Below are 19,907 nucleotides of genomic sequence, written 5' to 3'. Positions count from 1 at the left end.
ATGCACGACGACGACAAGCTCTCGCTGGATCTCGTTTGGCAAGCCGACGGCCACCTCACGGAGGTCGCGATCACCGCGCTCGGCGACGGCGAGGTGGCCCTCCTGCCGGAGGGCGCGCTCGCGCACGCCGGGCAGTGCCTGACCTGCTCCTCCGAGCTCGGCCGGTCGGCGCTGCTGTCGCTCCGCGCGGGGGAGGCGCTGCGCGAGCAGGCGGCGCCGGCCGCGCGGGAGAGCGCGGCGCCCCGCGGCGCCCTGCCGCTCCCCGCGATCGGCGTGGCCCTGACGCTCTCGGCGATCGGCGCCGCGCCGTCGCTCGCGGCCGGGGCGGGCGGGCTGCACGAGCGCCTGGCCGCGCTCTGGCATGCCTGCTCGGTCGTGGTGCGGACCGGCTGCGCCATCGCCGGGAGCGGGGCTCTTTCGGGGTGGCTGGCGGCGCTGCCGTGGATCTCGGCGGCGCTCTTCGTGATGGTGGGGCTGGGTGTCGCGGTGGCGAGGGGCAGGCAGCTCTCGCTGGATGGAGGGATGTGATGCGCTTCGTCTCGACCCGTCTCTTCTCCTCGCGGCTCGGCGCCGCTTCCCTCGGCGTGGCGCTCGGGGCGTCGGCCACCGGCGCGGCCATGGCCGAGGTCACCCGCAAGGGATCGTGGCCGGCGGCCGAGCCGAAGGTGAGCATCGAGGTGAGCGGCGAGCCGCGAAACGTGGCGCTCAAGCGCCTCGCGGAGGAGGCCGGGTGGAGCCTGGTGCTCAACGCCCCACCCGGCGACGTGGTCGATCTCCGCGTCGAGGACCAGCGGGCGGACAAGGTGCTCGAGCTCCTGCTCTCGGACGGAAGCTACGTCGCAACGCGCGACGGCGATCTGATCGCGATCGCGCCGGCGGCCGGGTCGCCGCGCCCCGCGGCCGGGTCGCCCCCCGCACCGCAGCCGCCGCAGCCGCCGCAGCCGCCGGGGCTGCCTGCGACGCCGCAGCCGCCGCAGCCGCCGGGGTTGCCGCAGCCTCCGGGGCTGCCGCAGGTGCCCGCGATGCCGCAGGTGCCCGCGATGCCGCAGGCGCCCCAGCCGCCGCAGGCGCCGGAGGAGGTGGACGACGAGGACGACGAGAACGCGGAGCAGGACGCCCCTGCCTTGCGCGGCCGGGATCGCTTCGTGACCGGCGGCAGTTTGCGGATCGAGAAGGGCGAGGTCGTCCATGACGTGTCGGTGGTCGGCGGCTCGCTCGACGTGTGGGGCACGGTGACTGGTGACATCGACGTGATGGGCGGCTCCACGCGTATCCACGAGGGCGCGCGGGTGCGCGGCGACGTGTCGACGGTGGGCGGGCCGCTCACGGTGGCGGACGGGGCCCGCGTCGACGGCGACGTCGACGTCGTCGGCGGCCCGCTCCACCGGGGCGAGCGTGCGCGCATCAAGGGCGACGTGAACAACGAGGTGAGCCCGGCCGGCGGCGAGGCGGGCGCGAAGGGCGCGACCGGGCTGGCGCGCAGGGCCGGCAGCGCCGTGACGCGCATGGCGCTCCTGTTCGCCTTCGGCGCCATCCTGCTGGCGCTCTGGCCGCGGCGCATGGAGGTGCTCAAGGTCGAGGTCGCCGCCCGCCCCATGCGGTCGTTCGCGCTCGGAGTGGTCGGCGTGCTCGGCGCCGTCGCGCTCGCCGTCGCCCTCTGCGTCACGTTGATCGGCGTCCCGTTCGCGGTGATCGGCCTTCTGCTCGCCGTCGTCGCCGTGGTCGCGGGCGGCTGCGCCGTGCTCGAGACCGCCGGGGCGGGCCTCTTCGGCCACTACACGAAGAACCCCTACGTGCACCTCGCGATCGGCTGCCTCGGCCTGCTGATCCTCGGCGCGATCCCCTACGTCGGCGACGCGCTCCACGCCGTCGTCGCCCTGATCGGCGCCGGTTCGCTCGTCGCGACGCGCCTCGCGGGCCTCATCCGCCCGAGGCCCCCGCGGTCCGAGGGCCCGACGGCCCCGTACCGCACGTCCCCCTGACGGACGCGCTGCTCGCGCCCGGCGCCCAGCGCGTCGCGGCCTGATCCAGTTCTCACCCCATCTCTCTCTTGTACATACGTCACAGAGCGGCGGTCACCCGCACAGGATACGGGCCCAGATCGGCGTTTTCGGCGCGCAAGCGCACTCCTGTGCGCTGAGCACCGAAAACGTCGAGATGGGCCCGTATCCGAAGCGGGCGACCGCCGCTCAGTGGACGCCGCCGACGAGCCAGGCTTGCGCCGGGACGAGCACCTCCTCCGGCGAGCCTCCGCCCTGCGACGCCGGGCCGGTCGTGCTGCCGTCGCCCATTGGCGTCATGCGGAAGCCGTGGTCGCCGAACACGAGCAGCAGGGTCCGCGGCGGCAGGCTGTCCATGAACCGCGCGACCACGTCGGCGACCTCCTCCGCGATCGCCTCGATGCGCTCCGCGAACGGGGGGCCCGCGGCGCGCAGGCGCGCCTCGACGAGGTCGAGCTTCATCAGCTCGCGCGACCCGACCCGCTCGCGCCGCAGCGTCGCCACGGCGCGCCCGCGCGCGATGGCGGGCTCTGGCTCGCTCGCGGGCGTCGCGTCGCGGAGCCCGTCCGGCCCGCGGGCGAGCAGCGCGATCTGCGCCGTCGTCGTGGGCGGCAGCGCCGCCCAGAGCAGCGACCGCTCCACCAGGATGGCCCGGTCCATCATGACGTCCTTGAGGTGCGCGGCGACCCGCTCGCCGAGGTCGAAGCGCATCGCGTCGACGAGCAGCAGCTTCACGCCGCGCGCCCCGTTGAGCCGGGCGATGCGGCCGGCGATCTCCGGGGCGTCGAACACCATGGGCGGCCGCTTGCCGGTCACGCGCAGCGCCGAGAACGCTTCCCGGTAGCTGTGCTCGAAGCTGGTCCTCCAGCTGTCGACGACGCCGCGCACGGCCGCGTCGGCCTCGCCCGCGAGCGTCGCGCCGAGCAGCGGCGTGTAGTGGGTCGCGAACAGCTGCTCGATGACCTTCACGGGCTTCGGGCCGCGGGCGTTGTCGAGCTCGACGGCGAGCGCGCGCCACTCGGCCGCGCTGAGGATCCGGCTGCGCGGCGCCTTCCGCTCCCTCCGCGTCGGCGGGAGCACCTCGGCGTCCGCCTGGGCTGCCTCGGCGGGCGCCGCGGCGGCCGCGGGCTCGTGCGCGCGCGGCGGCCGGAGGGTGGCGCCCGGGCCGCGCTCTGTCGCGCCCGGGCCGCGCTCCTCGGGCAGCGCGGCCGCCTCTGCGTTCGCCGCGGCGGCCTCGAACGCCTCGGCCATCGCGGACGGCGCGGCCGGTCCCGGGGCCGGCGCGCCGGCGGCTCGCCCCGCGCTTGGCACGCCGGCCGGCGCCTCCGGGCGGCGGAGCCTCGCGGAGCGGGGGGGCAGCACGCCGCGCGGCCTCCCGTCGCTCGAGATCGGCGACGTGGGTGATGCGGTCGACACGCCCGACACGGGCGGTGCAGGCGGCGCGGACCCCCTCGCGTCGGCCGCGGGCGCCTCCTGCGAGGCCGGCGCGGCCGCGCTCGGCTGTGTCGGCCGCGCCGGGCTGGCGGCGCGCTCCGGCTCGCGCTCTGCCGAGCCGTGCGCCTGCGCGCGCGGGAAGGCGGCGCTGTGCTCCCCGGGCGCGCGCCGCTCGACGAGCTCCGCGAGCGGCACCGGCGCGAGCACCTGCGCGCTCCGGTCGGCCTCGTCGAAGAGGAGGGCGACCTGCGCCTCGCGCGCCGCGTTCAGCCAGGCGAGGAGCGTCGCGCTGTCGTCCGGGTGGAGCGCGCCCCGCGCCCTGCCGGCGAGCCTCGGCAGGGCCACGGCGAGCCCCGCGGCGCCGAGCGCCATCGCGCGGAAGACCTGGTCGGCGATCACCGCCTCGAGCGCGGCGCCGGTCTCGACCCGCGGCGGCAGCGCGCCGCGCATGGCCAGCGCGAGCTCGACGGCCTCGTCGACGACCGCGCGGAGCTGCCCCTCCTGGGCCGCCGGGGCGCTCGCCCAGAGGAAGCGCCGCGCCCTGATCTCGCGCTCCGCTTCGGCGCTGCGCCCGCTCGGCGCGAAGCGGGCCATGCCGGACAGGGGCATCGGGGGAGACGGCGGTCGGCCCTCCTCGGAGGCGGAGTCGAGGCGGGAGACAGGATCGAGGCGCATCGCGCGGCACCCTCGCAGAGCTCGGGCAAATGGGCCAAGTTTCGGCGAGCGGGCGCGCGGCGCGCCGCTGTTCCGCCCCGGCGCCGGGCGGCGCGCCGCTGTTCCGCCCCGGCGCCGGGCGGCGCACCGCCCGGCCGGCCCGGCGCCGTTCAGCCGGACTCGCGCGCGGTCTCCGCCATGAGCGCGAGCAGCGCGCAGGCGATGGCGAAGCGGGCGTCGATCCTTCCCCGGTTCATCGACAGGTCGAGGGTGAACTCCTTGATGAAGAACCGGAACACCTGGGTCACCTTCGCGACCTCCTGCTGGTGCAGCTCGACGTGCCACTTGCCGATGAGGAGCGGGAGCAGCCGGCGGAGCATCGCGGCGCCGTCCTCCTGCATCAGCCCGACCGGCTGATCGTTGGGATCGAGGATGTCCCACGTATCGCGGACGATCGACTTGAGGCCTCGCGAGCGGAGGGTGCCGACCCGCTCGCCGGTGCGCGCGTCGAGGACGTCGAGGCACCGGTTCAGGGCGATGACCTGGCGCGAGCGGATCGTGAGCAGCGGTTGCGACTCCGACTCATCGCCGAAGAGGGTGAACTCCTGGCGGAGCTTGAGCAGCGGGTGCTTGACGAAGCACACGAGGGATCCGTCGGGCGCATAGACATAGAATTTGCGGCCGATCGACCAGAAAGGCCGCTTGATCGTGTAGGTGGGGTGCGAGAAGGGTTGCACCGCGAGGCCGCCGTACGCGGCCGGGACCATGGGGGAGGCGGGCTGCATTGCGGCGAGTAGGCCGGAGCGGCGCGCGTCGGTCAAGCGACGTCTAGGACGAGCGCCCGGCCAGCGTCCCTTGCGCGATCGCCTTCACGAGCTCTGGCTTGACCACCTTGCCCATCGCGTTGCGCGGCAGCGCCTGCACGACGATCGCGTCGCGTGGGACCTTGTAGGGCGCGAGCCGCTCCTTGGCCCAGGCGCGGAGCGGCCCGGTCGCGCACTCCGCCTCGCGCCCCGGCGCGGCGACGACCACCGCGACGACGCGCTCGCCCCACGCCTCGTCCGGGACGCCGACCACCGCGACCTCGGCGATCGCGCCGTGCTCGCGCAGCGTCTCCTCGATCTCGAGGGAGGACAGCTTGTATCCGCCGCTCTTGAGGATGTCGACCGAGGTCCGCCCGAGCAGCCGGAAGTAGCCGTCGGCGGAGCGCTCCGCGACGTCGCCGGTGCGGAACCAGCCGTCCTGGAACGCGGCGCGCGTCTCGTCCTCGCGCCCGAGGTAGCCCTTGAAGACGCTCGGGCCTCGGATCCAGAGCTCGCCGCGCGCGACCGCGGCGCCGCCGGGCTGGCCGCTCTCCCCGCCCGGCGCCCATCCCGACGCCGCGCCCGCGTCGTCGGTGATGCGGGCCTCGACGGTCGGGAGCGGCGGGCCGACCCAGCCTGCGCGCCGCGCGCCCGCGTCCAGCGGGTTGCTCATCCCGACGCCGATCTCGGTCATCCCGAAGCGCTCGAGCGGGATCGCGCCGGTGAGGTCGCGCCAGCGCTCGGCGAGCGTCACCGGCAGCGCGGCGGAGCCGCTCGTCGCCAGCCGGAGCGCCCGCGCCCCGGCGGCGAAGCCGGGCGCTCCGCCGCGGTCCACGTGCTCGAGCAGCCGCTGGTACATGGTCGGCACCGCCATGAGCACCGTGGCGGAGCGGCGCGCGATCTCCGCGGCGACGCGCTGGGCGTCGAAGCGCGGGAGCATCCGCGTCGCGCTGCCGGCGAGCAGCGACGTCGCGAGCGCGATGCACACCCCGTGCATGTGGTGCAGCGGCAGCGCGTGCAGCAGCACGTCCTGTTCGGAGAAGCCCCAGGCCGCGCGCAGCAGCTCCGCCTGCACGGCGAGGTTCCGGTGCGTGAGGAGCGCCCCCTTCGGCTTGCCGGTCGTGCCGCTCGTGTACAGGAGGAGCGCCGGATCCTCCGCGGCGAGGTCGGAGAGCGCCGACTCCGGCCCCGGGGCGGCGCGCTCGAGGTCCTCCACGCGCAGCACGGCGCGGCCCTGCGCGAGCGGGGCGGCCAGGGCGGCGAGGTCGTCGGAGACGATGACCCGGCGCACGCCGGCGTCGCCCGCGAGCCAGGTGAGCTCCGCCGGCGGGTACAGGGGCGACACCGGCATCGCGATCCCGCCGGCCAGGATGGCGCCGAGGAAGGCCGCGACCCACGCCGACCCGGGCGAGACGAGGAGGAGGAGCCGCTCCCCCTCGAGCGAGGCCGGATTCGCGCGCTCGCCTGCGCCGGACCGCGCGCTCGCGGCGAGCAGCGCGCCGCGGACGCGGAGGGCGCGATCCATGAGCTCCGCGAACGTGGTCTGCCCCCGCTCTTCCTCGACGGCGGGCCGGGCGGACGGGCGGAGCTGTGCGAGCCGTGCGATGAGCGGGGAGGCCATCGCGCGAACTCTCGCACGGCGGAGGTGCGCGGAGCCAGGCCGGTTGGTTACACTGCGTCGCCATGCGAGCTTGTGCTTCCCGGTCCAGCGCGATGCCCCGGTCTGCCGCCGTCGCCTGCCTGATCCTGGTCGCGGCGGCGTGCGAGGACGCGCCGAAGCCGCCCGAGCCGGGCGCGGCCGCCACGTCGGCCACGGTCGTGCAGGAGCCCGTCGAGCCGCCGAAGCCGAAGGGCATGCCCGAGCTCCTGGTCGACGACATGGGCCCCTACCTCGGCGGCCAGCGGGTGGATCTGGCGCAGAAGGAGGGGCCCGAGAAGCTCGCGAAGCTGGTCCGCGCGCTGCCGATCGAGGGCAAGCCCGTCACGCTGCTCGCCGACAAGAAGGCGAAGCCGAGCGCGGTGGCGGCCGTCGTGACCGAGCTCGGCGCGGCCGGCGCGCCGAAGGTGACCATCAAGACCGACGGCCGCGACGACCTCCCGAAGGAGATCACGGTGGTCCCGGAGGGGCGCGTCTCGAAGCCCCCGGCCTGCGCCGTCAGCGCGATGGTGCTGAAGGACCTCGCGACGGCGGTCTGGCCGTTCGGCGGCGGCATGGGCAAGCGCCAGCGCAAGGGGCTCGCCGGCCCGGACCTGTCGCACACCGGCGAGATCCTCACGAAGGACATCGCCGCGTGCAGCGCGACGGTGGCCTTCTTCTCGGCGGACGACGAGGTGCCCTGGGAGATGGCGCACAACCTCGCGGGCACCCTCCTCACCTCGGACGCGAAGAAGAAGCTCGATACGCTCGTCCTGCTCCGCTCTGCCCCGGTGGCCGGGAGGCCCGTGCAGCTCGGCGGAGGCTGACGTGCGCAGCGGCGGGGGGTCTGTCACCTCGATCACGCGCGCCCGCTGGGGCGGCAGCTGGCGGAGGGGGCGTCCGGCACGGCCGGGGCGCCGTGGGGAGCGTGCTGCCGGTTTCCAGCAGGGCGCGACTCCGTGCTCTCATGGCGCGTGCGGCATGGCCAGCCAGGGCGACACGGCACGTTCCGGCACACCACATCGCCCCGGAGGCGAGCGGAAATGCGCGCTCCGGTGCTCGCCGACGGCGCCGGCCTGGATCATGAATAGGGCGAGTCGCCGGTCCCCTGCGCCATCGGGGGCGTGACGTTCACGGGAGGATGGTTCGTACATGTCGAAGCGACTTCTTGCATCGGTTCGCGCGAGCAACAGGGGCCGCGTTCTCCGTCCCCGGGCCTCCCAGCCCCGCATCTCGTCAGCGCCGGTCAGCTCGGAGGGCGTGAGCCAGGCTCCCGAGCAGCCCGAGAGCGAGCAGGACGTCGCGATCGAGGCGGCTGCGGAGCGCTCCGCCGTGCCGCTGATCGGCGCCGAGGCGGAGGCGCCGGTGACGTTGCCGGTCGCGGAGGCAGCGCCCGCGGCGCCGCAGGTGGCGGAAGTGTCCGCGGCGCCGCCGGTGGCGCCCGCGGCGTCGCGGGTCGTGCAGGTGGCCGTTGCGCCGACAGCGGAGGCGGCGTCCGCTGCGTCGCCGGCCGTCCAGGCACCCGCTGCGCCGCCGTCCGTGAAAGCGGCCGCAGCGGCGCCGGCATCCAAGGCGCCGACCGCGCTGCGGACGGCTCCGGTGAACGCGAGCGACGCTGCGGTGACGGATGAGACGCTGGTCTCCGACCGACAGACCCCGTCCAGAAAAGACGGCGTGGAGGGCCGGCCGGCTGCCCTCGCGTCCGAGCCTGACGAGCCGGCGCCCGAGTCGGACGCGCTCGATCTGATCGATCCTTCCTCGCCGACGGCAGCGTTCTTCCGGGGCGACGAGGAGTCCTTCCCGCCGCTCACCGACGCTGCTGCCGCCGACCCTGACGAGCCCCTCGTGGTCGTGCACCAGCTGTCGCCTGAGACCCTCGCCCGCCGGGCGCGCCTGCGCCGGATCGTGGCGGCGGTCGCGGGGCTCGCCGGGGTGATCTCCATCGCGGTGGTCGCCAAGTCGGTGCTCTCGGCCAAGCCGTCCTCGCCTGCGCCGCTCGCGCTGGCGGCGCCTGCCCCGAGGCCGGCGAACATGGAGGCGAAGCTTGCGCTTGCGGCGGGGACTCCTGCGCCCGGACGTGAGAAGGCGGCTGCCCCGGCCGAGCCTGCGCCCGCGCCGGCCGCGCCTGCTGCGAGGGACGTGGCGGCCGCTGCCGATGCGGCGAAGACGACTGCGGAGGCGGAGAAGGCCGAGGCGGAGAGGGCCGCAGCAGAGAAGGCCGCGGCGGAAGAGGCCGCAGCGGAGCAGGCCGCAGCGGAGCAGGCCGCAACGGAGAAGGCCGCAGCAGAGAAGGCCGCAGCGGAAAAGGCCGAGGCGCCGGCGGTCAATTCCGAGGACGCGGGCAAGCTGAAGAAGGAGGCGCTGAGCTTTCTCAATCGCGGCCGGTACAAGGACGCGATCGAGACGTCTCGCGCGGCGATCGCGGCCGATCCGACCGACGCGCTGCCGTACCTCTACCTGGGCTCGGCGCTCCAGGACACGGGCAAGTGGAAGGACGGCCTCGCGGCGTACAGCGACTGCGTTCGCAACGCCAAGAAGGGCCCCGTCCACGAGTGCAGGGCCATGGGCGGCCGGAAGTAGGCTCAGCCGGGGCGGCGCGCGAGCTGCGCGAGGAACGCCGCCGCCGCGGCGTAACCGAAGACCACGCCGGTGGCGAGGCGGGTCGGATGCCACACCGGGTGGAGACCGAGATCCTGCGTGGCCGCGTCGATCGCCATCAGCGCGCCGGCCGCGATGAGGATCGGGCGCCACGCCGCCCTCTCCAGGCGGGGCCGCGCGATCGCGGCGCCGGCCGCGACGCCGGCGAAGATGCCAGCGCAGCGGCTGCAGAGCGGCATCATGACGCCCTCGAGCGCGATGGACCGCCCGGGCATGCGGTGGCACATCGGCGCGAAGGCGAGATCGAGCGCGGCGCCGAGCTCTCCGAGCGGCAGGCGGCTCCGCGCGAGGGGGATGCACCAGGGCAGGGCGCCGAGGAGCCCGAGCGCGCCCCGCGCGGCCCAGATCCGCGAGGGCCCGGTCCGCCGCGCTCTGCCGGGCGCCGCAGCCGCGGCGCGGTCCGCCGCGGCCGCCTGCTCCTCGGCGAGGCTCCCGCGCCCGGAGGGGCACGCGGCCACGTCAGCCCCTGTCGGGCGCGCTCTTGCCGAGGTGGCGCATCACCTCTTTCAGGTCGCTCCAGACCTCTCGCTTGGCGCTCGGCTGGCGCAGCAGGTAGGCCGGGTGAAACGTGGGCATGATCGGGATCGAGCCCTTGTAGAGCTTCCATGTCCCGCGGAGCTTCGTGATCCCCTCGGTCGTGCCGATCAGCCCCTGCACCGCGGTGGCGCCCAGCGCGACGATCACCTTCGGCTTGGTCAGCGTGAGCTGCGCGGCGAGGTAGGGGCTGCACGCCGCCATCTCGGCCGGCTCGGGCTTCCGGTTCTTCGGCGGCCGGCACTTCACGATATTGCAGATGTAGACCTCGTCGCGGTGGTACCCCATCGCCGCGATCATCCGGTCGAGCAGCTGCCCTGCCGGCCCGACGAACGGCTCCCCTTGCAGGTCCTCTTCCGCCCCTGGCCCCTCGCCGACGAACACGACCTCGGAGAGCGGGTTGCCGCGCGAGAACACCGTCTGCGTGCGGCCCTCGTGGAGCGCGCACTTCTGGCAGGTGCTGACCTCTTCCGCGAGGAGCACGAGCCGCGCGACGCGCTCCTCCGGCGTGCCCGCCCCGGACACGTCCACACGCGCGGCCCCCTCGGCGCGGGGCGTCGAGGTCGCGCCGACGGCAGGCCGGGCGGACAGCTCGGGACCCCGCGGCGCCTGCGCCGGAGCTCGCACGGCCTGCGCCGCTGCGCTGCGCTGCTCCTGGGGCGGCGCGAAGGCGCCGGCCGCGGGGGCGGGGCGCTGCTCCTGGGGCGGTGCGAAGGCGCCGGCCGCGGGAGCGGGGCGCTGCTCCTGGGGCGGTGCGAAGGCGCCGGCCGCGTGGGCGGGGCGCTGCTCCTGGGGCGGCGCGAAGGCGCCGGCCGCCCCGGCGCTGCCGCCGCGCGGCGCCGGCGGCGGCGCTTCCGGGCCGGCGAAGCCTCGCTCCGGACGCCGCGGGGCGGGCGGCGCGCCCTCCGGGGAGGACGCCCCCAGCGCCTCGTGGAGCGCCGACGGGTGGCCCGGCAGGCCTTCCGCCCCGGTCGCCGCGTGCCACTCGAGGAACGCGCGGACCGAGGCCGTCAGATCGGCGAGCTCTTCGCGCAGCGCTTCCATCGTCGCCCGCCGCCCCTCAGTGGCCGCCCTGCTGCGCGAGCCAGCGCTCCGCGTCGAGCGCGGCCATGCAGCCCGTGCCCGCGGCGGTCACGGCCTGGCGGTAGTTCCAGTCCTGCACGTCGCCCGCCGCGAAGACGCCGGGGATGTTCGTGCGCGTCGAGCCCGGCACCGTCTTCAGGTAGCCGTTCGGGTGGGTCTCGAGCTGCCCGGTGAAGAGCTCCGTCATCGGCGTGTGCCCGATCGCGACGAACATCGCCGCCGCCGGCACGACGTGGCTGTCGCCCGTCTTGAGGCTCTTCACGCGGACGCCCGTCACCATGTCGGCCTTCACGTCGAGCACCTCCTCCACGACGTGGCTGTAGAGGATCTTGATCTTCGGGTTCTCGAGCACGCGCTGGATCATCGCCTTCGACGCCCGGAACTCGTCGCGGCGGTGCACCAGCGTGACGCTGCTGCAGAGCCCGGAGAGGTACGACGCCTCCTCCATCGCCGTGTCGCCGCCGCCGATGACCACGACGTCCTGGCCGCGGTAGAGCGCCCCGTCGCAGACCGCGCAGGCGCTGACCCCCTTGTTCTTGAGCTTCTCCTCGCTGTCGAGGCCGAGGTAGTTGGCGCGCGCGCCCGTCGCGACCACCACCGTCTTCGCGAGGTAGAGCGTGTCCTCCACCCACACCTTGAACGGGCGCTCCGTCAGCTCGACCTTCGTCACGTCCGCCGTCACGATCTCCGTGCCCTGATGCGCGGCCTGGTCGCGAAAGCGCTGCATCAGCTCCTGGCCGGTGATCTTCTCGGGGAAGCCGGGGTAGTTCTCGACGTCCGTGGTGAACATGAGCTGGCCCCCCGGGATCAGGCCGCCGGCGCTGAAGCCCTCGATGAGGAGCGGCTTCAGGTTGGCGCGCGCCGCGTAGATGGCGGCGGTGAGCCCCGCAGGGCCGGAGCCGATGATGATCAGGTTGCGGACGTTCGCTTCGCTCATGATGGACGCATCTTATAGGCGCGACCGCCTGCCGCGTCGACCGCCCCGACGCCCGACGCGAGGGCCCGCTGCGGGGCGCGCGGGCGCGCGGCGGAAGCGTCGCGGGGCGCGTGGGCTGCGGGCTGCGGGCTGCGCGGCGGCAGCGCCGCGGGGCGCGCGCAGCCCGCTGCCGCCTCGCGCGGCCGGCCCGCCGAGCGGCCGCGCGCTCAGAAGCGTATCGTTCCGCTCAGACCGAACTCGTCCAGGCTGCTCTCGAAGCGGCCGCCGTTGACGCTCTGGAGGCTGCGGTAGCCGCTCGTCGCGTCGCCGGCGACGGCCTTGAGGTTGCCCTTTCCCCCGTTGTCCAGCGCACCGAACCACGTGTGCTGAAACGCCGCAGAAACATCGAGCGGGCCGACGCGCGCGGTCACGCCGCCGCCGACGCCGATCCGGTAGCCGAGGTGGAAGTCGAGGTTCAGATCGGCGTCGTCCTGCCCCTTGTTCTCGAAGAAGCCACCCGCCCGCACCGCGAGGAGGTTGCGGAGCACGACGAGCTCGCCGCCGAGCCGGACGCCCATCACGTCCCTCCAGCGGTGCGGGATGTCGGCGTTCACGGGCACGAAGCCCACGACGGTGCCCTGCACCGGGATCCCCTCGCGGAACCGGACCTCGATCGCGTCGACCGCGCTGTTGTTGGCCCAGGTGAAGTCGAGCTCCACGTCGAAGAGATCGTCGGCCATCGGATCGCGGACGCCGGGCGCGGCGGCGGCCCGCCCGGCGCGCGGGGCGCCGCGCGGCTTGTGGTACCGGAGACCGAGCTTCGCCTCCATCGGGATCGGGAGCCTCAGATCGCCCGCTCCCTCCTCGTCGGTGACGTTGCAGCCTGGCGGCTCGCCCCGGCACGGGTCCTCGTTCTTGACCCCGGCCGTCGTCCAGTAGCGGGACTCGATCGTGAGATCGGTCCTCGCGCGCACGGCGTCCTGCCACTTGAACCACGCGCCCACGTCGAGGTGGTCCGTCGCCGCCCAGCGCGCGCCGAGGACGAAGCCCGGGATGAAGAGATCGGCCGCCTTCACGCGCGTGCGCAGGTCGTTGTGCGTGTTGAAGTCGTCGCCCCCCTTCGACACGGTCGCCTCGCTGAAGTTGACGACCTCGATCGCCGCCGCGCCCCAGATGAAGCCGGCGCCCACCGAGAGCCCCTCCGCGAGCGCGACGCCGGCCGAGAGCGTCGGCAGCAGGATCAGCGCGTCGAGCGACGTGAGCAGGTAGCGCTGCGGCGAGGGCTGCGTCAGGTCGCCGAACGTGGGGTGCGTGTACGGGAGCGACTCGGGCCACGCCCGCCCGCCGACGCCGTGCGGCCCGAGCGCCGCGAACCCGAGGACGACCGTGTCGCTCACGCGGAACGCGGCGGCGAGCTGCGGGTTCGGGAAGACGCCGCCGTCGGCGCACACCTCCGGATCGGGCCCGCCCTCGCTGCCGGGCGCCGGGATCGGCGCCGTGAGGCTCGGCGGGACAGGCCTGCCGTCGGGGCCGAGGCGCGTGAAGCACTGCCCGAGCTGCATGAAGTGGACGCCCGCGTGCGCGCTGCTCCGCTGCGCCGCGAGCCCGGCCGGGTTGAAGTAGGCCGCGAGCGGATCGTCCGATCGCGCGACCCACGCGCCCCCGCGGCCGAGCTGGAGCACGCCGATCTCGGGCGAGTCGAGCCCCGACGACGCGCGCGCGGCCCCGGCGATCGCGAGCGCGGCCAGCGCGACGCCCGCGGCGCCGGCAGATCCCCGTCGGCTCATCTCGCCGCCGCCGCCGCCGCGCGGCGGTGCCGGCGGCCGCGGCGGTGCCGGCGGCTCACTTCACCGGCGACGCCTTGAGCGCCGCCTTGCCGTCCTTCACATAGACCGTGAAGCGCACCCGCGAGCAGTTGTGGCGAGCCACGAGCGCGTCCTTGTTGCGCTGCAAGGTCCCCTTGAACTTCTCGAAGGTGAGGGCGTTCGTGGGCTCGCCGCACTGCTGCTTGACCGACAGGAACTCCTCGTAGACGGCGTTCCACTCCGTGAGCTCGTCGGCGTCCGGCGCGCCGTCCTGCGGCGCGGCCGGCGCAGCGGCGGGGTCGGGCGCGGGCGCCGCGGCGGCCGCTGCGGCGGCGGCCGGCGCCTCGAGGGAGGGGCTCGAGCCGGACGGCGCCTTCGGCGGCGGCGGCGGCGGCGGGCGCCGCGGCGGCGGGCGCCCCGGAGCGCCCGTGGGGCCGCTGGCGGAGATCGCGATCGCCGCGTCCGAGACCTCCTCGATCGCCTCGACGGGCTCCACGGAGTCGCGCGCCGGGGGCGGACCGCTGAGCGGGTGGGACCCCGGGCGCCGGGTCGGGCTGCGCGGGCTCAGCACGGGCTTCGGGTAGGACGGGCGCGAGTCGGGGCGCGGCTCGCCGGGGGGGCCGAGCGGGACCGAGAACGCGCTCATCGCCGGCTGCGCCGGGATCGGGCCGAGCACCTGCTCGAGGTCGGCGGCCTTCCGGGGCGCCCCTCCCTTCACGGCCACCTTCTCGACGCCGTCGTTGATGTCGGCCGCGATCTTCCGGTAGGCGCCGCGGAACCGGCTCGGCGCCAGCACGTCGACCTCGCCCTTGGCGAAGCGCGCCGCCTCGGTCCGGAAGACGTGGAGCGGCCGCGTGTGCTCGAGCACGGAGAGCCCGAGCCCGACCGCGGCCGGGACGAGGACCGCGAGCAGCAGGATGAGCGCGGTGGGCACGCCGCTCTTGTCCTCGTTGCTCGCCTTGTCGAGGAACTTGAACGGCGAGTCGACCGAGTCCGCGAGGCGGCCGACCGCGTAGCCGGCGCCGAGCTCCCACGCCTCGCCCGGCAGCCGCGCGTAGACCACGCCGAGGTGCTCGCCGATGACGCGGACCTCGGACCGCCCCTTCTCGACGTAGTCCTTGTTGTCCTCGAGCTGCTTCAGGTCCTGCGTGATCTGGTCGAGGTTCGCCTTGTCGAACCCCTCGGGCGCGCCGGACGCGACGCGCGACCCCTCGGCGTAGAAGCCGACGGCGGCGCCGGTGCGCTTCGTGACCGCGCGGGCGAAGCCGTCGTCGATGATCTTCGCGCCGATCACGGCGCCGACCGGCTCGCCGTTGACGTCCTGCTCCACGGGGCGCGCCACGACGCGCAGGATGCGGCCCTTCCACACCCACGCGTCGTCGCGGATCCAGCCGTGGAGCGCGTCGGCGACGAGCGGGTAGCCGCCGAGCTCCCAGTCCTCGCGGTGCTCGAAGCCCACCGACGCGATCACCCGGCCGGCCGCGTCGACGGCCCACACGTGATCGAACTTGAGCTCCGGCGGCACCTCGTCGGTCGCGCTGCGCAGCGCGGCGCGCGCCTTCTCGCGCAGCTCCGCGCCCGGCTTGGCCTCGTTCGACGACTTGGCGAGCGCCCCGCGCAGGGCCGGGTTCAGCGCCACGCGGATGAGCGCGCTGGAGCGCTTCCGCGCGTCGTCGTTGAGGTACCACTCGACGGCGCTGGAGTCGGCGCTGAGCGACTCGCTCATCGCGCGGTGGCTCGAGCGGTTGTAGAGCTGCGCGGCGACGAAGAGGATGAAGACCGCGGCGCCGAGCGCGAGCGCGAGCACCCCGTACCAGAAGCGAGAGAGCAGCATGGCCTACTTCCCAGCCTCCGGGCTCGGGCCGCCGGCCTCGCCCACGACGACCGGCTCCTTGATGAACTGCTCGTCGGGCCCCTTCACGACCGCCTCGAGCGGCTTCCCGACCGGCTCGCCGTTGAAGTAGCCCTGCAGCGTGTACTTGCCGGCCTCGACCTCGAGCGTGAAGTTGCCCTGCCGGTCGGGGTAGCCGACGGCGACGGTCCTCGGCTCGACGACGATCCACGACCGGATGCTCGGGGCGAGCTGGTCGCGGATCTCGTATTTGCCCGGCCCCGGCGGCGTCCAGGCGCGGGTCTTGGCCGCGGCGGTCTCGACCGGCTGGAGCCCCTTGTTGCCGGTGTCGTAGAGCTTGTGCGGGAAGGGATCCTGGTTCTCGAACTGGATCTGCTGGCCCTCGGCCACGACGAGCGTCACGGGCGAGGTGCGGCCGCCCGCCACGACGACGCGGAGCGGGGTCTTGAGCGGCGCCCCTTTCTCGCCGAGCGCGGCGACGCACACCTCCTTCGGGGCGTAGCCGACGAGCGCGCGGACGTCGGCGCGCACGGTCGGCGACGGCTCGCGGAACGTGTACCGGTTCGCCTTCGGGTCCTTCGCCTCGTTCCAGACGGGGTTCAGGAGCTTGGGCACGCCGGTGACCTTGCCCTTGACCGCCACCGCGGCGAGGGCGACCCCGGGCGCCGCGACGATCGCGAGCGTCAGGGCCAGCCGCCGGATCACGCGCGAGCGGCCCGCGCGGTAGCTTGACGGACCAACCCGCGTCGCGCCGGCGTCCGGCCGTTGCTCATCGTGCTGCGCTCCTGCAGACCGAGGGGATCTCGTATCCATCGCAGGCCCGAAGCTACCGGAAGGGGAATGAGAACGGAAATAAAAGCCGGGGCGTCGGCGCGGCCTGCGGGGTACCGGCCGCGCGGGCGCGTCGCCCCGCGCCGCCCCGCACGCCCGCATGTCGCCCGCGTCAATCCGCGGGCGCCGCGGTGCGGCGTCGTGCGCATCGTTGACAGAGCGCACAAAAGAACTGCGGGCCGCATGAACGGCCCGCAGAGGAGAGATGTTCCGTACCGCCGAGGACGTGGGCCGAAGGACTTGAACCCCTAGCATAGCTGCTAGGTGGGAGCCTAAGTACCGCTTCAGGCTTCCCGGTGAATGGTTCCGGGCCTAGCTCACCACGGTATCGTTGTTGGCCCCCTGGTTCTCGCTTACTCGGGATTCAATCGTCCAGCGCCTCACAAAGTCGGCAGAGGGAACGACCAAAGGATAGTTCTCTCGGCGGCTCAGTCAACCGCTCCTCGTCGAGTTCGCGGGCGCTCGCGCGGCGGCGAGGCGCCGCCGCTCCGTCCAGGTACGCCGCCGGGCGACCGGCAGCGCCAGCGTGGCCGCCGCGCGCCGTTGCGCGCCGTCCACGCACCGCCCACGCGCCTGTCCACGCATCGCCCACGCATCGCCCACGCATCGCCCACGCACCGCCCACGCACCGCCCACGCACCGTTGCGCGCCCACCTCGCGGGCGATCAAGCTCGGTCGGAGAAGAGCGCGACGATGGAGGCGTGGATGAGCCCGTTCGACGCCACGATGTGGCCTATGTGGTAGTCCGGTGGACCCCCCTCGAGCGCGGTGATCACGCCGCCCGCGCCGCGCACGATCGCGCTGCCGGCGGCGACGTCCCAGACGTGCAGCCGGCGCTCCCAGTAGGCGTCGTAGGTCCCGTCGGCGACCATGCAGAGGTCGATCGCCGCGCTGCCGCACCGCCGCACGGCTTGCGCCTTGCGCTTGACGGTGATGAACGCGTCGAAGTTGTTGTCCGGGGCCCGATCGCGCACCGGCGGGAAGCCGGTCGCGATCATCGCGTGGTGCAGCGAGGTCGTGGCGCTGACCGCGCAGCGCTCGCCGTTGCGGCGCGCCTCGCCGGCGGCCCCCGGCGGCGCCGCATCGCGCGGCCGCTGGCCGGTCCAGCGCAGGCCGAGCGCGGGCGCGACGACGGCGCCGGCGACGGGCGTGTCGTCCTCCATCAGGCCGACGGACACGCACCAGAACGGGTGGCCGTGGACGAAGTTCGTGGTGCCGTCGAGCGGATCGACGCACCAGACGAGCCCCTCGCGGGCGGACGTCGGCCGCGACGCGCTCTCCTCCTCGCCGACCACGGGGACGCCCGGCGTGAGCTCGCCGAGCCGCGCGATGAGGAGCTCCTCGCTCGCGCGGTCGAACTCGGTCACGAGATCGTGCGGCGCCTTCTCCTCCACGCGCGGGCGCGCGCGGAAGCCGGCCAGCACGAGCGCCGCCGCTTCCTCGGCCACGGCGATCGCGATCCCGGAGAGCTCGGCGAGGTCGGCCGGACCGCGGCTGCTCATCGCGGCCTCGTCGAGAGCGCGTCGCGGAGCTTCTCGTAGATGCCGCCGAACGCCCCGTTGGACAGGAGCGCGATCGTGTCGCCCTCCTTCGCCTCGCGCGCGAGCGTCGCGACGATCACGTCCACCGACGCGGCCGCCTCCGCGCGTTTGTCCGCCCGCTCCAGGTCGCGCACCAGCCGGTCGAGATCGAGCCGCTCGCCCGCGGCGATGTCCGGCCGCCCGAGCGGCGCGAGCACGACGCGATCCGCCGCGCCGAAGGCGCGCGCGTACGGCTCCTGGTGGAGGGCGCGGCACGCGGTCGCGCTGCGCGGCTCGAACACGGCCCACAGCGCGCCGTCCGGGTGCCGGGACCGGAGCGCCCGCAGCGTCTCGTCCACGGCCGTCGGGTGGTGGGCGAAGTCGTCGTAGACGCGCACGCCGCGCGCCTCGAACAGGAGGTCCTGCCGGCGGCGCACGCCCTCGAAGCGGGCGAGCGCCGCGGTGGCGGTCGAGAGCGGCACGCCGAAGCCCTGCGCCGCGGCCGCGATCGCGGCGGCCGCGTTGCGCACGTTGTGGTGCCCCGGCATCTGCAGGGCGAAGCGCCCGGCCATCACGCCGCCCGCGTAGAGGTCGAACGACTGGCCGCTGTCGCTCGCCTCCGCGGGCGCCGCGAGCCAGTGCGGCGGCATGCCGTGGGTGTCGTCGCCCTCGAGCGCGAACCAGGCGACCTCCGCGCGCGCCGACCGCGACACCACGTCGACGACCCGCGGATCGTGCGCGGCCGCGACGACGAGCCCCGTCTCCGGGATCCGCTCGACGAACCCGCGGAACGCGGCCTCGTAGGCGTCCGCGTCGGGGTAGATGTCGATGTGGTCGTGCTCGATCGAGGTCACGACGCCGACCTCGGGCTGGTAGTGCCAGAACTTCGGCGTCTTCTCGAAGAAGGCGGTGTCGTACTCGTCGCCCTCGACGACGAACGGCGTCCGGCGTCGCGCGCCGCCCGCCTCGGGCGGGTCCGCCTGGAGCAGCGGCAGCCCGCGGCGGCCGCCGCCGCGCTCGCCGGCCGAGGGGGCGTGCTGCGGCAGCCGGAAGCTCGCGTCGAAGTTCTTCGGCAGGCCGCCGATGAGGAAGCCGGGGTCCCTGCCGGCCTCGTGCAGGAGCCACGCGCACATCGAGCTCGTCGTCGTCTTGCCGTGCGTGCCGGCCACGACGAGCGGCGAGCGGCCGGCGAGCATGTGATCGGCGAGCGCGTGCGCCATCGTGGTCACCCGCATGCCGCCGTCGATGGCGGCGCGCGCCTCGGGGTTCGTCGGCCGACAGACGTTGCCGATCACGACGAGGTCGGGCCGCGGGTCGAGGTGCGCGGGATCGAACCCGGTCATGAGGCGGATGCCCCACCGCTCGAGGGCCGGTCCCATGGGCGGGTAGAAGGAGACGTCGGAGCCGGAGACCTCGTGCCCCGCGGCCTTGAAGAGCCCCGCCAGCGCACCCATGCCGGTGCCCGCGACGGCGACGAAGTGGACGTGCATCGCGGCGCAGTGTGCCCGAGCGCCCTCGGAGGGCAAGGGGCTCCGGCGGGCGCGCTCACCCGCGAGCTTCCGACGACTCGCTCGCTGCCGCTGTCCTGCCTCGAGCACGCGCTTTACGGCTGCTTTGTGTTCTCCATCGGCCTCGGCGAGCTCTTTTACAGTGGCGCGCTGCGCTGAGCCGGAGCGCGCAGTCCGCAGGCCCGGCGCGGGCCGCGTCGGCTACTTCTTCACGAGGACGATCGCCCGCGAGCCGGGCGGGACCTTCCCGATGCGGACGGAGAGCCGCCCGGGCGTCGCCTCCGCCTCGACCGCCGACGGGTCGATCCTGGCGCCCAGCGCGAACACGCGCAGGAGCCGCGATGAGGCGGCGGGCGCCCGGCCCCCCAGGACGAACACCGTCCCGCTCCGCATCTCGACCTCGATCGCCTCCGGCGCATGTCCGGCCAGATCGAACAGGATCGTGATCGAGCGCTCGTCCTCCGTCACCTCGACGGGCGGCGCGAACGTGGCGGGCTCGGCCGCGGTGGGCCACAGGATCTGCAGCGTGTCGCGGGCGTCATCGCTGCTGGGCGCAACAAGGGCCGTGTTCCTGAAGAGCATCGTGCGTATTCCTCGAGCGCGCCCCCGCGCCACTCCGAATATTCATTCTGCGCGGCCCGTCAAGCGCCCCTCTGCGCCGTCGGATCACCCC

The 19,907-nt window shown here is 74.7% G+C and carries 16 protein-coding genes; 4 read left to right on the top strand and 12 right to left on the bottom strand.

From position 1 onward, the window contains the following. Entirely contained in the window at positions 1 to 528 is a 528-nt protein-coding gene (locus WMF43_RS42685; protein WP_437673815.1) for a hypothetical protein, read from the top strand. Beyond that, the gene (locus WMF43_RS42680) at positions 528 to 1,982 is read left to right on the top strand and encodes a polymer-forming cytoskeletal protein (protein WP_437673814.1); all 1,455 of its coding nucleotides are present in this window, start codon (positions 528 to 530) and stop codon (positions 1,980 to 1,982) included. The genes WMF43_RS42685 and WMF43_RS42680 overlap by 1 nt, the downstream gene beginning before the upstream one ends. A gap of 207 nt (positions 1,983 to 2,189) precedes the next feature. Here WMF43_RS42680 and WMF43_RS42675 read toward each other — a convergent pair whose 3' ends face one another. The 3 genes from WMF43_RS42675 to WMF43_RS42665 form a co-directional block, all read right to left on the bottom strand. Next, positions 2,190 to 4,109 (bottom strand): hypothetical protein, encoded by a 1,920-nt coding sequence (locus tag WMF43_RS42675; protein ID WP_437673812.1) that lies wholly within the window; start codon positions 4,107 to 4,109, stop codon positions 2,190 to 2,192. 149 nt (positions 4,110 to 4,258) lie between these two features. Continuing rightward, positions 4,259 to 4,855 (bottom strand): hypothetical protein, encoded by a 597-nt coding sequence (locus WMF43_RS42670; RefSeq protein WP_437673810.1) that lies wholly within the window; start codon positions 4,853 to 4,855, stop codon positions 4,259 to 4,261. 61 nt (positions 4,856 to 4,916) lie between these two features. Next, entirely contained in the window at positions 4,917 to 6,512 is a 1,596-nt protein-coding gene (locus WMF43_RS42665) for an AMP-binding protein (protein ID WP_437673808.1), read from the bottom strand. A 92-nt stretch (positions 6,513 to 6,604) separates the two neighbouring features. On the opposite strand from WMF43_RS42665, the gene WMF43_RS42660 reads away from it, so the two are divergent. Further along, a complete protein-coding gene (locus WMF43_RS42660) occupies positions 6,605 to 7,354 on the top strand; it encodes an ExbD/TolR family protein (protein WP_437673806.1) in 750 nt (249 codons plus the stop codon). Between the two features lie 433 nt (positions 7,355 to 7,787). Then, complete coding sequence (locus tag WMF43_RS42655) at positions 7,788 to 9,107, top strand: hypothetical protein (RefSeq protein WP_437673804.1); 1,320 nt, start codon at positions 7,788 to 7,790, stop codon at positions 9,105 to 9,107. Positions 9,108 to 9,109: 2 nt separating this feature from the next. Here WMF43_RS42655 and WMF43_RS42650 read toward each other — a convergent pair whose 3' ends face one another. The 9 genes from WMF43_RS42650 to WMF43_RS42610 form a co-directional block, all read right to left on the bottom strand. Further along, positions 9,110 to 9,643: a DUF2085 domain-containing protein gene (locus WMF43_RS42650; protein ID WP_437673802.1), complete on the bottom strand. Its 534-nt coding sequence runs from the start codon at positions 9,641 to 9,643 to the stop codon at positions 9,110 to 9,112. Position 9,644: 1 nt separating this feature from the next. After that, positions 9,645 to 10,763 carry a uracil-DNA glycosylase gene (locus WMF43_RS42645; RefSeq protein ID WP_437673800.1) on the bottom strand — a complete coding sequence of 373 codons (1,119 nt, stop codon included), beginning with the start codon at positions 10,761 to 10,763 and terminating at the stop codon, positions 9,645 to 9,647. A 16-nt stretch (positions 10,764 to 10,779) separates the two neighbouring features. Beyond that, a complete protein-coding gene (trxB, locus tag WMF43_RS42640; protein ID WP_437673798.1) occupies positions 10,780 to 11,739 on the bottom strand; it encodes a thioredoxin-disulfide reductase in 960 nt (319 codons plus the stop codon). Positions 11,740 to 11,945: 206 nt separating this feature from the next. Further along, on the bottom strand, positions 11,946 to 13,505 hold the full coding sequence (locus WMF43_RS42635) for an OmpP1/FadL family transporter (RefSeq protein WP_437673796.1): 1,560 nt from the start codon (positions 13,503 to 13,505) through the stop codon (positions 11,946 to 11,948). Positions 13,506 to 13,560: 55 nt separating this feature from the next. Further along, the gene (locus tag WMF43_RS42630) at positions 13,561 to 15,357 is read right to left on the bottom strand and encodes an MXAN_5187 family protein (RefSeq protein ID WP_437673794.1); all 1,797 of its coding nucleotides are present in this window, start codon (positions 15,355 to 15,357) and stop codon (positions 13,561 to 13,563) included. Positions 15,358 to 15,360: 3 nt separating this feature from the next. Beyond that, a complete protein-coding gene (locus WMF43_RS42625) occupies positions 15,361 to 16,080 on the bottom strand; it encodes a hypothetical protein (RefSeq protein ID WP_437673792.1) in 720 nt (239 codons plus the stop codon). A gap of 791 nt (positions 16,081 to 16,871) precedes the next feature. Next, on the bottom strand, positions 16,872 to 17,708 hold the full coding sequence (locus WMF43_RS42620) for an inositol monophosphatase family protein (RefSeq protein ID WP_437673790.1): 837 nt from the start codon (positions 17,706 to 17,708) through the stop codon (positions 16,872 to 16,874). After that, positions 17,705 to 19,216 (bottom strand): UDP-N-acetylmuramate--L-alanine ligase, encoded by a 1,512-nt coding sequence (locus WMF43_RS42615; RefSeq protein WP_437673788.1) that lies wholly within the window; start codon positions 19,214 to 19,216, stop codon positions 17,705 to 17,707. Before WMF43_RS42615 ends, WMF43_RS42620 begins: the two co-directional genes overlap by 4 nt. 219 nt (positions 19,217 to 19,435) lie before the next feature. Beyond that, complete coding sequence (locus WMF43_RS42610; RefSeq protein WP_437673786.1) at positions 19,436 to 19,816, bottom strand: Hsp20/alpha crystallin family protein; 381 nt, start codon at positions 19,814 to 19,816, stop codon at positions 19,436 to 19,438. Positions 19,817 to 19,907: the final 91 nt, after the last annotated feature.

Origin of the sequence: Sorangium sp. So ce131, assembly GCF_051519095.1 — a bacterium.
Lineage (GTDB): Bacteria > Myxococcota_A > Polyangia > Polyangiales > Polyangiaceae > Sorangium.
This window is presented reverse-complemented; position numbering and strand designations above follow the sequence as displayed.